The sequence below is a fragment of the Pseudomonas sp. Ps21-P2 genome, from assembly GCF_039672565.1.
In the GTDB taxonomy this organism is placed as follows: Bacteria; Pseudomonadota; Gammaproteobacteria; order Pseudomonadales; family Pseudomonadaceae; genus Aquipseudomonas.
On the sequence record NZ_JBDFPL010000008.1, the window covers coordinates 209,671 to 224,736 of the forward strand.

Here is a 15,066-nt window from a genome sequence, read left to right on the forward strand (position 1 = left end):
CACAACCCTGTAGGAGTGAGCTTGCTCGCGAAAGCGGCCGGTCTGTCGACATCCATGTTGAACGTCAGTACGGCTTCGCGAGCAAGCTCACTCCTACAGGAATCGAGTAAGGCATCCCGACCTGCAAGACCCTGAGTCTTTGGGAGCTCCACATGTTAAACACCCTTCTTCCCATCCTGCTTTTCGCTGCCCTGGGCCTCGCGGTCCTTGGCGCGTTGCGGCGGGTGAGCCTGTGGCGCAACGGGCGTGCCGCCAAGGTCGACCTGCTCGGCGGATTGCTGGCGATGCCCAAGCGCTACATGGTCGATCTGCACCACGTCGTTGCGCGGGACAAATACATCGCCAACACCCACGTGGCCACGGCGGGCGGCGCGGTTGCGTCGATCATCCTTGCGATTCTGGTTCATGGTTTCGGCCTGCATAACCGCGTCCTCGGTTACGCGCTGTTGCTGATGTCGGCAGTGATGTTTGTGGGCGCAATCTTCATGTACCTGCGTCGTCTTCACCCGCCAAGCCGGTTGTCGAAAGGCCCGTGGATGCGCCTCCCGAAAAGCCTACTGGCGTTCTCGGGTTCGTTCTTTATCGTCACGCTGCCCGTCGCGGGCGTGCTGCCGGCGAACTTCGGTGGCTGGTTGCTGGCGATCATTCTGGGCATCGGTGTGCTGTGGGGTGTGTGCGAATTGTTCCTCGGGATGACCTGGGGCGGCCCAATGAAACACGCCTTCGCTGGCGCGTTGCACCTGGCGTGGCACCGCCGCCCGGAGCGCTTCGGCGGCGGCCGCTCTACGGGGCTGAAGCCCCTCGATCTCACCGACAAAACCGCGCCGCTGGGCGTCGAAAAACCCAAGGACTTCGCCTGGAATCAGCTGCTCGGTTTCGATGCGTGCGTGCAGTGCGGCAAGTGTGAAGCTGCCTGCCCGGCCTTCGCTGCCGGCCAGCCGCTGAATCCGAAAAAGCTGATTCAAGACATGGTCGTCGGGCTGGCGGGTGGCACCGATGCCCATTTCGCCGGCAGCCCTTACCCGTCCCTCGACGGTCAGGGCAAACCCATTGGCGAGCATGGCGGCAATCCCCATCAACCCATCGTCAACGGGCTGGTCGACGCCGACACCCTGTGGTCGTGCACGACCTGCCGGGCCTGCGTGGAAGAGTGCCCAATGATGATCGAGCACGTGGACGCCATCGTCGACATGCGCCGTCATCTGACCCTTGAAAAAGGCGCCACCCCCAACAAGGGCGCCGAGGTCCTGGAAAACCTCATTGCGACGGACAACCCGGGCGGCTTCGCGCCGGGCGGACGCATGAACTGGGCGGCCGACCTGAGCCTTGACGTCATGAGCCACAAGAAAACCGTGGACGTGCTGTTCTGGGTTGGCGATGGCGCCTTCGACATGCGCAATCAGCGCACCTTGCGCGCCTTCGTCAAAGTGCTGAAAGCCGCAAACGTCGACTTCGCCGTGCTGGGTCTGGAAGAGCGCGACAGCGGCGATGTGGCCCGTCGCCTGGGCGATGAAGCTACCTTTCAGATGCTCGCCAGACGCAATATTCAGACGCTGGCCCAGTACGACTTCAAGCGCATCGTCACCTGCGACCCGCACAGCTTTCATGTTCTGAAAAACGAATACGGTGCGTTCGACGGTCACTACGTCGTACAGCATCACAGCACATATCTTGCCGAGCTGATCGGCAACGGCGCATTGAATCTGGGGCAGCACAAAGGCGCCAGCGTCACCTATCACGATCCTTGCTACCTCGGGCGTTACAACGGCGAGTACCAGGCGCCGCGCGATGTGCTGCGTGCGCTGGGCATCGAGGTCAAGGAAATGGTGCGGTCCGGTTTCCGCTCACGTTGCTGCGGCGGCGGTGGCGGCGCGCCGATCACCGACATTCCGGGCAAGCAGCGGATCCCTGACATGCGCATGGATGACATCCGCGAGACCGGCGCCGAGCTGGTGGCCGTGGGTTGTCCGCAGTGCACCGCGATGCTCGAAGGCGTGGTCGAGCCGCGACCGATGATCAAGGACATCGCCGAACTCGTTGCTGATGCACTGCTTGAGGAAACCGCACCTGTAAAACCGGCAGCGGCCCGACGTGAACCTGCGGAGGCGCATTGATGAGCGACATTATCCGCCGTGACCCACGCGCTGAATGGATTGCACGAAACCGGCTGCATCCTCTGCACGCTGCCATGCAACCGGCGCAAACCAGCTGGATGGGCCCCAACGGGGTGCTTCGTAAAAACGTGCATGGCGTCGGTTTTATCGGTCCCAACGGCGTCAAACGCATCGACCGAAGCGGGGCGCAGCAAGGCGGCGCGGTCAAACGCTCGGCATCGGTGGACGTGCAATTGCCGCTGCATCGGATTGCGACGCCAGCCTTCTACATCGCTGTGGTGCCCGACATGGTCGGTGGCCGTTTGAGCAGCCACGACCGAGACCTGCTGGGCTTGGCCCATGGGCTGGCGGGCAACGAGGGCGCTGTCCTGGCGGTGATTTTTGGCGAGCACAAAGAGACGGCGTTCGACACCGCTGGCGTCGATCGTCTGTTGATATTGGAAGGCAATGCGTTCACTGGCTATTCCCCCGAGCAACGTGTGCAAGGTTTGCGGGCTGTGGATAACCAGTTCGACCCCCATCACTGGTTGCTGCCTGACAGCCGAAACGGCGGGGGAGAATTGGGTCGCCGTTTTGCGGCCAGTCTGGGTGAGCGACCGTCGACACGCGTCTGGCAAGTGGCTGGCGAACAGTGCATCGGTCGTGCAGGCGCTGGTGCGCAAGACCTGTTGCGTCCCGTGTCACGCTTGATCCTCGCCCAGGCGGAATGCGCCGAACCGGTCAGTGAGACCCGGCACGAAGTACTGCCCGTCGAGTTATCCACAGCTGTCGCGCGCAGCTTGCCGCGCATCGAAGACCTTGGCGCTGTGGCGGTCGATCCCGCACTTATCCCCATGTCCGAAGCTGAATTCATATTTTCGGGTGGTAACGGGGTCAAGGATTGGTCGTTGTTTCACCGCACCGCCGTCGCGTTGGGCGCAACTGAAGGCGCTTCCCGTGTGGCCGTCGACGATGGCTTCATGACCCGGGATCGCCAAGTCGGTGCGTCGGGCACTTGGGTCACTGCCCGGGTGTACGTGGCGGTAGGGATTTCCGGCGCGATCCAGCATTTGCAGGGCATTGGTGCCTGCGACAAGGTCGTGGCGATCAACCTCGATCCGACCTGCGACATGATCAAGCGGGCCGATCTATCGGTGATCGGAGAGAGCTCCGCCATTCTCGAAGCGCTGATTGAAGCGGTCGACAGTTACCGGAATGGGGCAAAGCGCGATGCAGCCTGAAATGGAGTTCTCTGTGGATAAAGGTGCGCTGCACGTAATCAGCCTGGTCTCCGTCGGTGCGCACCCGACGTCGGGACGGCCGCGTCGTGCCGAGCAGGATGCCCGTGCCGTTGAGCTGGGTTTGCAACTGGCTGGGGATAACTTGCACGTATTACATGCGGGTGATGCCGAAGAACCCGCATTACGTGGCTATCTGGGCATGGGCGTGGATGAGCTTCATGTGCTGGCTCAGCCGCCGGGTGCGGACGCGTTGCCTGGGCTGACGGATTACATTCGCGAGTCGGGCGTGCAGCTGGTACTGACCGGCAATCAGGCCGAGACGGGCGAAGGGTCCGGCATGCTCCCGTATTTGCTAGCCGAAACGCTCGGCTGGCCGCTGGTGGTGGGCCTGGCCGAGGTCGAGTCCATGAGCAACGGCAGCGCCCAGGTGCTGCAGGCGCTCCCGCGTGGTCAGCGCCGTCGACTCAAGGTCCGATTGCCGTTCCTGGCAACTGTGGATAACGCCGCCCCGAAACCGCGGCAAAGCGCTTACGGCCCGGCGCAACGGGGTCTGCTGGATGTGGAAGAGATCGAGGTGGTCATCGACGAAGTGTTCACCGGCGCAGAGCTGACGCCCGCGAAACCTCGGCCAAAACGCTTGAAGGTCATCAAAGCGAAAAGCGGCGCTGATCGTATGAAAGCCGCCACGGCAAAAGCGAGCGGAGGCGGTGGGCAGGTGCTCAAAGGGGTGACTGCTCAGGAGGGGGCTGCGGCGATTTTGAAATTGTTGGTGGAGGAGGGGGTGGTTCGCTGAGTGGGTTTCAGCATTGAGGAAGGCGTCCTAAGTGGCGCCTTTTTCATTTGGAGGTGATTCCTCGGGCAACCGGCTTTCAACGGCTTGCTCCGCTAATGGGACATCAATAATCGCCACATCGAAAACGTGTTCAATGACCTGCCGAGGTCCTTGTTTGAGGCTCCAGGTAAAGAACACCAAGCACCCAACCAGCAGGACGAAACAGCCTGAGCCAACGACGCTTTGAGACACACCTGACCAGAATCCGGGTCTGAATGATCGGATCTCGTTATTCGCCTTGGCTGAGTACAGCTCCTCAAGCTCTTTTGCTTCATTCGCGAATGATGTTTCCAGAAAACTCACTGCCAACTGGGCCGCCTGGTTTCTGTAAACATCCAGCTGCGAAGCGTTGTTGCTGATGTCATGGAAAGCCGTTAGATCGGAGTCTTTCGGCTCCTCTCCGTGCTTCGCGATGAAAGCCTGGATGTACTCGATTTTCTGCCGCTTGTAGCTCGAATAAGCGAGTTTGCCCAGAATGTCGCTCTCGTCAGCGACCAGTTCCTTGTAGATGTAGTTGTAGCCTCCTCTCGCCATGGTCATCAGGTTCGCTGCATTTTTGCGTAGGCGGAGGCGAATGCGCTTTTAATCTCCTGAAGCGTTCGGGGTCTGTAGGTCACGATACCCAGCAGCTCCCGCGGAAGACGGGTGGGCCGTCCGCGTTGTTCTATGAGCTGAGCGTTTGCCCGTACGACAACCTGCTCAGAAAACCGGACTCTTGATGTCATTCTTGGCCACTCCAAATCGATGATGGGCGGCAGTTTAACGCTCAGAAAAAGATATGAATGTCAGACGCGTCTGATTCGGTTTGTAAGTTTCAGTATTACCCACAATCGCTGTTGATCCGCCTGTGGATAAACTGTTCGGCCATTGCTACAGACCATGTTGACCGTGGCTTTCAGGCAGGTGGTCAATTTTTGATCGCTCTATCCCGCGGATTCTTATAGGTTTTTTCCACAAGCCAGGCCTCGCGGTCCGTGTTCTTACCCACATTCTCTGTGTGCGGGCGTGTGGATAAGATGTTTGTGATTAGCTGTAGCCCCTGTATTCCGTGGTCTGTGGAGTGGTGATCAAATTTTAACCAATAACAGGTCTAGCGCGTCCGTTTGCGTCTCTGACCGTCATTATTACGCCCATTGCGCGCTTTTCCACAGCGATGGGGAGACTTACGCACATAGGCTGTTGGTGCTTCTGTGGATAACATGTTCGCGGTCAGGGTTGGGCCCCTGAATCCGGCGCGTTGAGCGATATGCTCAAAAAATGATCAACGATTCGCGCTAAACAATGACGAAGCGGCATTGAATCGCGCTAATGCCTCCAAATCCTCAAACCTGACGGCGTTGTAAAACTCCTCAATCGGCACGGAGGTGATGAGCCTCGCCGTTTGGTTCAACAGCCTCGTATCTACGCCAGCGCCTGCGCAACGACCCCGTCGTTTTGCAATTCGCTCCAGGGGCCGTCTGCAATGACCTCGCCGTTTTTCAACACAATCACACGATCGAAACGGGACAGCGCAGTCATGTCGTGGGTAGCGCACACCAGCCCCCTTTTATGGAAGTGCTCGAACAGAGTGCTCCACACACCCAGGGCAGTTTCCTGATCCAGAGCCGATGTTGGCTCGTCGAACAAGTTGAAATCTCCAGGGCGATTGATTAGCCGGAGCAGTGAAAGTCGCTTTGCTTCGCCTCCGGAAATGTTTACTGCGCCTTCAGCTATTGATCGGTAGGCGGCCAGGTGTGCCACGCCAAGATCGTCAAGGATTCGGGGGAGGTGGTCTGACATGGGTTGATCCAAGAGCACAGAGTGTTTGAATGTGCCTTCAAGAAACACTGGGTCTTGAGGACAGTAGCGAACCCGATCCAGATACGTCTGAATGTCGCACCCTCGTAATGTCCTGCCATTTATAGAAAGGGCGTGCCGGAGTGTTTTCAGCGTTCCGGCCATCGTGTCTAAAAGCGTGCTTTTGCCGGCACCACTGGGCCCGATGATCGCAACGGATTGGTCAGGCGTGAAATGCAGCTCACAGTTCGTTACCTGAGCAACTGCGACCAATTCCAGTCTTGATAACGGTTCAGGTAAAGGTTCTTGCGGTACCTCTACAAGATCCTCCAGTGACAAGATTTGCAGAAGCCTCTGTCTGTCTACCGAAAACTGATCCAGTGCCCGATAGGCCTCTGCCAAAGCGCTGCAATTACTGAGAAACATGCCCGCCAGCGAAAATACCGCGACCAGCTCCCCAACAGACAAACGTGGGGATAGGGAAGCCTGATCACTGACGCCCCAGGCAAGCAGCCCGGCCGTGGACAGCCCGATGTACAACACTTTGATCGAGCTGAGAACAGCACCGGTACTTGCCACTCGTGTTGCCGCATGTGCGTACTCCGTGTAGCTCTGACGAAGCGGCTTCATGGCGAGGCCGCAAGCCTGTTCGAGCTTCAGGATTTTGCCGGCTTGCAGGGTTTCGAATAGCCTGGACGACACCCTGTCTTCTTCATCATTGACGGCAACCAGATAAGAACGCCGCCAGCAGATCAACTGGTGGTATAGCAGTATGTAGCCGACAGAAATACCCAGCAGGGTGGTGAACATCAGTGCGCCGCCCAAGTAGGCAAAGATGATCGCGATCAAAGCCAGTTCAATCAGCAGCGGGAACCCTGATGTGATAAAAAAAATCAGAAACTTCTCGTGGGCAGTTATTCCTCGCTCCACGGATTTGATGAGGCCGCCAATTCGGAGGGACGAAAATTGCTCAAACTCTTTGCCCAGTATTTTTTCAGACCATTCAGTGGAGAGGTCTACCAGGGTTGTCTGCACGAGCTTCACCAGTTGATAAGTCTGAAGCGGGTGCAACACGGACTGCAGCAGCACAGCGCCACAAAGAACAATCAGTAAATCGCTAAGGGTGAGTGAAGCGACATCTTCTGCGGCAGAGAGGTTATCAATAATCTTCCCCAGCAACAGGGCGGGCGCTAGGGTGGCCAGCTTCAATAGAACGGTAAGGGCGGTGGCGCTTATGAACAGTCTTTTCCTGGAACTTAGTGTTTCACTGATAAATTCCATCATCCGCATATTTACCTCAGGAAGCACACGTCGTGATGAGCGTTTTCAAACGGCCCGTCATTCGTTGCGAGTGCTGTACTGATAGCAGGCGTTGATCGTCATTCACATAGATTGCTGAGGTGAAACTTCTGATCGTTCTGTAGGCTGCTTCGGCTGTGTTGTAGGCTGACCTGCATAAGTCTCTGAATTGATTAACGCTTCGGTGTAGGAAATTCGGGCTGACTAGACACAGCTGCTGCGAGCACCCTGCTGAGCCCTTACTCAAACTTCCGCTCATTCCACCCCCAAAAAAACGCAGCGCGGGCAAGCGCGCTCCTACAGCTCGAATGTCTGTAGAAACGCGGTTGCCCGCGAAGGTGTCAGTCCAAATCCGACAGGTAAAACCCTACTCGTGGTTAACCGCCACGCCCTTCAAATACGAAGCCGGTTCCGCGCCCATGTTTTCCAGCAATTTGGCGCTGTACCAGTCGATGAAGTTCACCACGCCGAACTCGTAGGTCTTCGAATACGGCCCCGGCTGGTAAGCAACGGAGTTGATACCGCGCTGGTTTTCTTCGGCGAGACGGCGGTCCTGGTCGTTGGTGGCGTCCCAGACTTCACGCAGGCGCGCGACGTCGTAGTCCACGCCTTCGACGGCGTCCTTGTGCACCAGCCATTTGGTAGTGACCATGGTTTCCTGCGCGCTGACCGGCCACACGGTGAACACGATTACGTGGTCGCCCATGCAGTGGTTCCACGAATGGGGCAGGTGCAGGATGCGCATCGAGCCCAGGTCCGGGTTCTGGATGCGGCCCATCAGTTTTTTGCTGCCTTGCTTGCCGTCCATCGTCATCGAAACAGTGCCTTTGAGCAGCGGCATGCGCACGATGCGGTTGCGCAGGCCAAAGCTGGCGTGGGCGAAGGGAATCTTTTCCGCTTCCCAGGCGGCGGCGGATGCAGCAACGTGGTCCTTGAAGGCCTGGTCGGCGCGCGGGTCAGTGACGTCGTCCCACTCCAGCAAGGTGTTCAGCAGTTCGGGGTGCGACGCATTGCAGTGGTAGCACTCGCGGTTGTTTTCCAGCACCAGCTTCCAGTTGGCTTTTTCAATCAAGGTGGTTTGCACCGCCACCTTGGTGTTTTCCATGTCGTACGGTTCCATGTAGTGGTTCAGCGTCTGCAGGAACGCGTCGATGGCAGGCGGATTGCTCGCCATGCTGATGAAGATGTACCCGCCCGCGACCTTGCAGTGCACCGGCTTGAGGCCGAACTGCTTCATGTCGAAGTCCGCACCCATCTCGGTCCCCGCGTACAGCAGACGCCCGTCGAGTTCGTACGTCCACTGGTGATAAGGGCAAACCAGTTTGGCGACTTTGCCTTTTTCCTTGGTGCACAGGCGAGAGCCGCGGTGGCGGCAGACGTTATGGAATGCGTTGATCGATCCGTCTGGCGCACGCACGACCAGGATCGGATTCTTGCCAATTTGAAGGGTGAGGAAGTTGCCCTTCGCCGGCACTTCGCAGGTCATGCCCGCGATCAGCCACTCTTTCTGAAAGATTTCCTGCATGTCGATTTCAAACAGCCGCTCATCGCTGTAGAAAGGCTGCGGCAGCGAGTAAGTCCGCTCGCGGGTATGCAGCATCTCGGCAGTCGCCTTGCGCGCAGGTTCCAGCGGATCGCCCAAGCTCAGAGTTGCGGTGACGTCCATCTTTCAAGTCCTCAGGCCGCGCTTTGCGCAGTCTACGAATGTGGCTGATACGGTGGGTGTGTAGCGAAGCACGCGAGGCGGCAGTGATTTCTGACGCTCAGGCCGATGGATAAAGAATCTGTAATGAATTGACGGCGAGTGTGGAGCCGGGCGCGACCTGAACCTTATCCATGGGCGACATGGCCGAATCCGTTTCCGACGGCCCGACCCCTATAGATCGGGGCTGGTCGCCATAAGTATGTGAATGTCGCTGATAGGTAAATAGGCGGCTCGCGCGTTACGCAGAATCGCCACCATAAGAGGCCGACCGTCGGCCGTGGAGAGTGAGTATGTCCCAGAGTTTCCTCAGCCCGGTCAATACCCAGACGTGGGCCAACGGCCGCCATCTGGTGCGGGTCGTCAAAGTGATCCAGGAAACCTGGGACGTGCGTACGTTCTGCTTCATGGCCGATCAGCCGATTCTGTTCTTCTTCAAGCCCGGCCAGTTCGTCACCCTGGAGCTGGAAATCGACGGCGCGCCAATCATGCGCTCGTACACCATCTCCAGTTCACCCTCGGTGCCGTACAGCTTCTCCATTACCATCAAGCGCGTGCCCGGCGGCAAGGTTTCAAACTGGCTGCATGACACGTTGCACGAAGGTCAGGAGCTGGCGGTGCACGGCCCGGTGGGTCTGTTCAACGCCATCGACTTCCCCAATCCGAAAATCCTCTACCTCAGCGGTGGCGTCGGCATCACGCCGGTCATGTCCATGGCGCGCTGGTACTACGACACCAACGCCAACGTCGACATGGTCTTCGTGCACAGTTCGCGCTCGCCCAAGGACATCATCTACCACCGCGAGCTGGAACAGATGGCGTCGCGAATCAATAACTTCGCCCTGCACATCGTTTGTGAAAAGCACGGGCTGGGTGAGCCGTGGGCGGGTTATCGCGGTTATCTGAATCAGAAGATGCTCGAACTGATGGCACCGGATTTCATGGAGCGGGAAGTGTTCTGCTGCGGACCGACGCCGTACATGAGTGCGGTGAAGCGGTTGCTTGAAGCCAACGGTTTCAACATGGCGCAGTACCACGAAGAATCCTTCGGAGCGACGCCACCGGAAGCCCGCGCCGACGCCGTGGAGCACGCCGAACAGGCCGCCGATGCGCCGGATCTGGATGTTGCTGAATTGAATCAGGTTGAATTCACCGACACTGGCAAAAGTATCCGCGTCGCGCCAGGCGAAACCGTCCATGCGGCGGCTGCCAAGCTCGGCCTGATGATTCCCAAGGCGTGCGGCATGGGCATCTGCGGTACGTGCAAGGTGATGAAGCTAAGCGGGGAGGTCGAGATGGAACACAACGGCGGCATCACCGATGACGACGTGGACGAAGGCTACATCCTGGCGTGCTGCAGCGTGCCGAAGGGGGATGTGCGGATTGAGTATTGAGGTCTGACGCGGGCGTCGAACTCTCCCCGCGTCTTGATGAGCCGACCCGGTTTCGAGTCGGCTCTGTAACGTCTTTTAAACTTTGAAGCGCGCAACCATCCCGTTCAAATCCACAGCCAGACGCGACAGCTCGTTGCTCGCTGCGCTGGTCTGATTGGCGCCGGTGGCGGACTGAGTCGACAGGTCGCGGATGTTGACCAGGTTGCGGTCCACTTCCCGTGCGACTTGGGCCTGCTCTTCCGCCGCGCTGGCGATGACCAGGTTGCGTTCGTTGATTTCCACAACGGCGCTGTTAATGGTGTCCAGCGCAAGGCCGGCGCCTTTGGCGATGTTCAGGGTGGATTCCGCACGCTCGGTGCTGCTGCGCATGGAGTTCACGGCCTGTTCGGTGCCGCCCTGAATGCTGCCGATCATACGCTCGATTTCGCTGGTCGATTGCTGGGTGCGGTGGGCGAGGGCGCGAACTTCGTCGGCGACCACCGCAAATCCGCGACCGGCTTCACCCGCGCGGGCAGCTTCGATGGCGGCGTTGAGGGCCAGCAGGTTGGTCTGATCCGCCAGGCCGCGAATCACATCCAGCACCTTGCCGATGTCACGGGACTCGTCCGCCAGATTGCCGATCAGCGTGGATGTGCTTTGCACGTCAGTGCTCATGCGTTCGATGGCGGTGACGGTTTCCTGCACCAGATCACGGCCATCGCTGGCGGACGTCGTAGCGTTCTTCGACGCTTCCGAGGTGCTCACCGCGTTGCGTGCGACTTCTTCCACGGCGCTGGTCATTTGGTTAACCGCAGTGGCGGCCTGTTCGATTTCGTCGTTTTGCTTGGAGAGGCCGCGCGCGCTTTCGTCGGTGACAGCGTTCAGCTCTTCGGCGGCCGAAGCGAGCTGGGTCGCTGAACCGGAAATACGCTGCAGGGTGTCGCGCAACTTGGACTGCATCTTCAGCATCGCGGCCAGCAAACGGCCTGCTTCGTCGGTTCCGTCCACGTTGATGGTGCGCGTCAGATCGCCTTCGGCAATGTCTTCAGCGGCGTTCAGTGCCGAAGCGATAGGTCGGGTGATGCTGTTGGTGAGCAACCAGGCGAACAACACGGTCAGCACAGTGGCAATGATCAGCAGCGTGACGACCATCGTGAACGCGGTCGAATACTGTTGAGTGGCCGTCGCACTGGCTTCATTGACCTGTTGGGTGTTCATCTCAATCAGCTTGGCCAGCACCACGTTCATCTGGTCTGAGTTGGTCTGCAGATCGGCGCTGAGCAAACGGGTCAGCTCGGTCATATCGTTGGCCTGACTCAGCGTCTTCATACGGCTTTCAAGCTGGCGGTAGTCGTTGAGCAACTTGACGTACTGGTCGTAGGCCGACTGCTCTTCGGGCGCGGAAATCATCTTGGCGTAGATTGTCCGGGCGTCGTCGATCTGCTTGTTGCGCATGGCAAACAATTCAGTGGTTTTCTGCAGCGTGTCGGGGTCGCGGTTGAGCATTAGGCGATAGGACAGAACACGCAGGCGAATGCTGCCTTCGGTCAATTTATCCAGCGCCTTGATGCTCGGCATGCTTTTGCTGGCCATGGCAACGTTGGCGTTGTTGATTTTGTTCATTTGCGACAGAGCGAACACGCCCAGAATCAGCATCAGGAGGCCGATGACGGCAAATCCGAGAAAAGCGCGGGGCGCTATATTCAAATTACGTAGGGACATTACGGTTCCAGAGAGGCCGCGATCCATGCGAGGCGAGAGATAGAAGTGTCAGAGATGCATGGGTTATCGGTCGGCCCTGTGGGGACTTGATGCCACTGGTCTACGCTGTGCGGTTATGTCGCAGCCGGGTGATCTGACGAACAGCAGGAACAAGACCGTAAAAACGTAGTCAATCAGGGCCGTTATGCGTTTGCGGAATAGAGTGGTAGAGATGCTTGTTGGTCGGTGTAGCGGCTTGGATGCCCTGATTTCACTGGTAGCTAAAGTGACTTTTCTTTATCGTACGCGCCCTTTGAAATTTGCCTGAGATATCAAAATGTTGGAAACATCCCTAAGCCAGTTGGAAAAGCTCGTCAGTGACCTGGTACAGCACAATCAGGAGCTGCAGAACACGAACGCACAACTCGCCGAAGAGTTGAAGCAAGCCAGGGATGACAACGACAGTCTGCAGTTGAGTCTGATGGAGCAAGAAGAGAAACAGGGTGCGACGGCTGCGCGCATTCAGGCGCTGGTTGACCGCGCCACCAGTGCCAGCGCGGTTGACGCATGATCACGGATCAGGACGGCGCCAAGGTTATTTCCATCCTTGGCAACGACTACACGATCAAGGCACCTGCCGGCCAAGAGCAGACCCTGATGGATGCCGTGTCAATGCTGAAATCGGCATTGTTCGAAACCAAGCGCAGTTACCCGACGCTGATCGGCGATCGTCTGCTGGTGCTGGCGGCGCTGAATCTGTGCTCGAAGCAGATCGAACTCAAGCAGCAACACGCCGAAGCGCTTAGCCGTTATGAAGACAAGGTCAGCGCTACGGTCGAGGTGATCGAGAAGGTTATTGCTCAGGGGTGAGGCACCGGTTCAGTCCATCTGCAGGCTGCGGATGGGCTGCACCTACCAGTGACGAGTAAGCCGCTTTCAGCTCCCCATCACCAACCGAATGTCCGCTGCCAGTTCCCGTACCCGGGCTTCTTCGGTGTCCCACGAGCACATGAACCGCGCGCCGCCATTGCCGATGAAGGTGTAGAAGCGCCAGCCCCTCGCGGTCAACGCAGCAATGGCCGCTTCCGACAGTTGCAGGAACACGCCGTTGGCCTGCACCGGAAACATCAATTCAACGCCCGGAATATCTTTCACCAGATCCGCCAGCAACTGGGCGCAGCTGTTGGCGTGGCGTGCGTGCTTGAGCCAGGCGTCGTTTTCCAGCAGACCCACCCAAGGCGCTGATAAGAAGCGCATCTTCGAGGCCAGTTGACCGGCCTGCTTGCAGCGGTAGTCGAAGTCTTCAGCGAGCTTGTGGTTGAAGAACAGAATCGCCTCGCCCACTGCCATGCCGTTTTTGGTGCCGCCGAAGCACAGTACGTCAACGCCAGCCTTCCAGGTCAGCTCGGCAGGCGAGCAACCGAGAAACGCACAGGCATTGGCAAAGCGGGCGCCGTCCATGTGCAGGTTCAGGCCCAGCTCCTTGCAGGTCTCGCTGATGGCTTTGAGCTCTTCCGGCTGATACACACTGCCCACTTCCGTGGCCTGGGTCAGCGTGACGACGCGGGGTTTTGGATAGTGGATATCGGCGCGTTTGAGCGCGACTTCCCGGATGGAATCAGGCGTCAGCTTGCCGTTCTCGCTGCGTGCGGTCAGCAGTTTGGAGCCGTTGGAGAAGAATTCCGGTGCGCCGCATTCGTCCGTTTCGACGTGGGCGGTTTCCGAGCAGATGACGCTGTGGTAACTCTGGCAGAGCGAGGACAGCGCCAGGGAGTTGGCCGCCGTGCCGTTGAAGGCAAAAAACACCTCGCAGTCTGTTTCGAACAACTGACGGAATTGATCGGCCGCGCGCGCTGTCCACTGGTCGTCGCCATAGGCACGCTGGTGCCCGTGGTTGGCTTGCTCCATGGCCGCCCACGCTTCCGGGCAGATTCCCGAATAGTTGTCGCTGGCAAACTGCTGGCTTTGGTCTGACATGGCCGGTTCCCTGTAATCGAAGGCTGCGACTGTAACCAAAGTTGATCGGTTTGGTCATGCATTCTTGCGTCAGAAAATTCAGCCAGACAGCGAAGCAATATGAGCGAACCGAAATCAATGACCACACCCGGGCGGAATCGCGCGCTGGACCTGCTCAAGTGGCTGGCGATGCTAAGCATGGTGATGGATCACCTGCGCTATGTCGGCTGGCACGCCAATTGGCTGTACGTGCCGGGGCGTCTGGCGTTCCCGTGGTTTTGCCTGGCGATCGCGGTCAACGTCGTACGCACTGGCCGGCACGATGTGGAGGCTTCGATCAAGTGGAAATACCTGACGTGGCTGGCGGTGTTTTCCGTGGTCGCGGAGCTGCCATACCGGATTTACATGGCCGGTGAGGTCACCACGCTCAATGTGCTGCCTACGCTGGCTTTGGGTTTGCTGGTCGCGCAGGGTGGATTGAGTCGCTCATGGCCGGCGAGGGTCTTGGGTATCGCTGCCCTGGCGATGGGTGTTCTGTTTGGGTCGCAATTGATGTTCGGCATGTACGGGGTGTTGCTGCCTCTGGCGTTTGTGCTCGTGCTGCGCACTTCCATATGGCTGGCGATTGTGCCGGGGATCGTCTGTTTATTGAGCAACGAGTGGCCGAAGATTATCGACGGCATGCTATGGGGCGACCCGATTTCCATCGGCGCGCTGGTGGCCTGTTTGCTGGCGCCACTGTTGGGGTTAGCGATTCTGCGCGGGCGCCCGGCATTCGGAGTGTGGCCGATGCGGCGGTGGGCGTACCTGATTTATCCAGTGCATTTTTTGCTGTTGTTTGGACTGCGGCAGATCATCGAATGACGGTGATGTGGCAGACAGGTATTCAGCGTGTATGCCCTTGGTTTTGCGTTCCGACCTCCGACGCCTGCCCGGCTAAAGCCGGTCCTACTGACCGCGCGCATATCTTCAGTGGGACCGGCTTCAGCCGGGAAGAGGCCTGTGAGAGCGCCGTCGATTTCGCGGTTTCGCTGTAGACAAACCGCCGTCCCCGCCCGTATCTTCCGCCTCAGGCCACCGCAGTGGCCAGCGT

General features: G+C 58.6%; 12 protein-coding genes. 7 read left to right on the forward strand and 5 right to left on the reverse strand.

The genetic code is table 11. The features are described 5' to 3' along the window. The first annotated feature begins 152 nt into the window (after positions 1-152). Genes dgcB through ABEH28_RS20785 form a run of 3 tightly spaced genes read left to right on the forward strand, consistent with a single transcriptional unit; the run spans position 153 to position 4,127 of the window. A complete protein-coding gene (dgcB, locus tag ABEH28_RS20775; protein WP_346630957.1) occupies positions 153-2,114 on the forward strand; it encodes a dimethylglycine demethylation protein DgcB in 1,962 nt (653 codons plus the stop codon). Beyond that, positions 2,114-3,334 (forward strand): electron transfer flavoprotein subunit alpha/FixB family protein, encoded by a 1,221-nt coding sequence (locus tag ABEH28_RS20780; RefSeq protein ID WP_346630958.1) that lies wholly within the window; start codon positions 2,114-2,116, stop codon positions 3,332-3,334. Before dgcB ends, ABEH28_RS20780 begins: the two co-directional genes overlap by 1 nt. Beyond that, positions 3,324-4,127 (forward strand): electron transfer flavoprotein subunit beta, encoded by an 804-nt coding sequence (locus ABEH28_RS20785; RefSeq protein ID WP_346630959.1) that lies wholly within the window; start codon positions 3,324-3,326, stop codon positions 4,125-4,127. The genes ABEH28_RS20780 and ABEH28_RS20785 overlap by 11 nt, the downstream gene beginning before the upstream one ends. A gap of 27 nt (positions 4,128-4,154) precedes the next feature. On the opposite strand, the gene ABEH28_RS20790 is transcribed toward ABEH28_RS20785, so the two are convergent. From ABEH28_RS20790 to gbcA, 3 genes are all read right to left on the reverse strand, one after another. Then, complete coding sequence (locus tag ABEH28_RS20790; RefSeq protein ID WP_346630960.1) at positions 4,155-4,706, reverse strand: hypothetical protein; 552 nt, start codon at positions 4,704-4,706, stop codon at positions 4,155-4,157. Between the two features lie 861 nt (positions 4,707-5,567). Further along, a complete protein-coding gene (locus ABEH28_RS20795) occupies positions 5,568-7,226 on the reverse strand; it encodes an ATP-binding cassette domain-containing protein (protein ID WP_346630961.1) in 1,659 nt (552 codons plus the stop codon). Positions 7,227-7,608: 382 nt separating this feature from the next. Then, on the reverse strand, positions 7,609-8,907 hold the full coding sequence (gbcA, locus tag ABEH28_RS20800; protein ID WP_192173178.1) for a glycine-betaine demethylase subunit GbcA: 1,299 nt from the start codon (positions 8,905-8,907) through the stop codon (positions 7,609-7,611). A 329-nt stretch (positions 8,908-9,236) separates the two neighbouring features. Between gbcA and gbcB the strand changes: the two genes are divergently transcribed. Continuing rightward, positions 9,237-10,337: a glycine-betaine demethylase subunit GbcB gene (gbcB, locus tag ABEH28_RS20805; RefSeq protein WP_192173177.1), complete on the forward strand. Its 1,101-nt coding sequence runs from the start codon at positions 9,237-9,239 to the stop codon at positions 10,335-10,337. A 75-nt stretch (positions 10,338-10,412) separates the two neighbouring features. On the opposite strand, the gene ABEH28_RS20810 is transcribed toward gbcB, so the two are convergent. Further along, positions 10,413-12,038, reverse strand: a complete 1,626-nt coding sequence (locus ABEH28_RS20810; RefSeq protein WP_192173176.1) for a methyl-accepting chemotaxis protein — start codon at positions 12,036-12,038, stop codon at positions 10,413-10,415. A gap of 316 nt (positions 12,039-12,354) precedes the next feature. Here ABEH28_RS20810 and ABEH28_RS20815 point away from each other — a divergent pair, with 316 nt between their 5' ends. Both ABEH28_RS20815 and ABEH28_RS20820 read left to right on the forward strand, forming a co-directional pair. Next, positions 12,355-12,588: a hypothetical protein gene (locus ABEH28_RS20815; protein ID WP_346630962.1), complete on the forward strand. Its 234-nt coding sequence runs from the start codon at positions 12,355-12,357 to the stop codon at positions 12,586-12,588. After that, positions 12,585-12,887, forward strand: coding sequence for a cell division protein ZapA (locus ABEH28_RS20820; protein ID WP_065991262.1), 303 nt, complete (start codon positions 12,585-12,587; stop codon positions 12,885-12,887). The genes ABEH28_RS20815 and ABEH28_RS20820 overlap by 4 nt, the downstream gene beginning before the upstream one ends. Before the next feature lie 66 nt (positions 12,888-12,953). On the opposite strand, the gene ABEH28_RS20825 is transcribed toward ABEH28_RS20820, so the two are convergent. Continuing rightward, a complete protein-coding gene (locus ABEH28_RS20825; protein WP_192173174.1) occupies positions 12,954-13,994 on the reverse strand; it encodes a low specificity L-threonine aldolase in 1,041 nt (346 codons plus the stop codon). Positions 13,995-14,093: 99 nt separating this feature from the next. Here ABEH28_RS20825 and ABEH28_RS20830 point away from each other — a divergent pair, with 99 nt between their 5' ends. Beyond that, positions 14,094-14,837 (forward strand): TraX family protein, encoded by a 744-nt coding sequence (locus ABEH28_RS20830; protein ID WP_346627201.1) that lies wholly within the window; start codon positions 14,094-14,096, stop codon positions 14,835-14,837. Positions 14,838-15,066 lie beyond the last annotated feature (229 nt).

Coding starts and splice junctions, on each gene's coding strand:
- ABEH28_RS20825 (WP_192173174.1), bottom strand. CDS start 13,994: ATGTCAGACCAAAGCCAGCAGTTTGCCAGCGACAACTATTCGGGAATC.
- dgcB (WP_346630957.1), top strand. CDS start 153: ATGTTAAACACCCTTCTTCCCATCCTGCTTTTCGCTGCCCTGGGCCTC.
- ABEH28_RS20815 (WP_346630962.1), top strand. CDS start 12,355: ATGTTGGAAACATCCCTAAGCCAGTTGGAAAAGCTCGTCAGTGACCTG.
- ABEH28_RS20790 (WP_346630960.1), bottom strand. CDS start 4,706: ATGACCATGGCGAGAGGAGGCTACAACTACATCTACAAGGAACTGGTC.
- ABEH28_RS20810 (WP_192173176.1), bottom strand. CDS start 12,038: ATGTCCCTACGTAATTTGAATATAGCGCCCCGCGCTTTTCTCGGATTT.
- gbcB (WP_192173177.1), top strand. CDS start 9,237: ATGTCCCAGAGTTTCCTCAGCCCGGTCAATACCCAGACGTGGGCCAAC.
- gbcA (WP_192173178.1), bottom strand. CDS start 8,907: ATGGACGTCACCGCAACTCTGAGCTTGGGCGATCCGCTGGAACCTGCG.
- ABEH28_RS20830 (WP_346627201.1), top strand. CDS start 14,094: ATGAGCGAACCGAAATCAATGACCACACCCGGGCGGAATCGCGCGCTG.
- ABEH28_RS20780 (WP_346630958.1), top strand. CDS start 2,114: ATGAGCGACATTATCCGCCGTGACCCACGCGCTGAATGGATTGCACGA.
- ABEH28_RS20785 (WP_346630959.1), top strand. CDS start 3,324: ATGCAGCCTGAAATGGAGTTCTCTGTGGATAAAGGTGCGCTGCACGTA.
- ABEH28_RS20820 (WP_065991262.1), top strand. CDS start 12,585: ATGATCACGGATCAGGACGGCGCCAAGGTTATTTCCATCCTTGGCAAC.
- ABEH28_RS20795 (WP_346630961.1), bottom strand. CDS start 7,226: ATGATGGAATTTATCAGTGAAACACTAAGTTCCAGGAAAAGACTGTTC.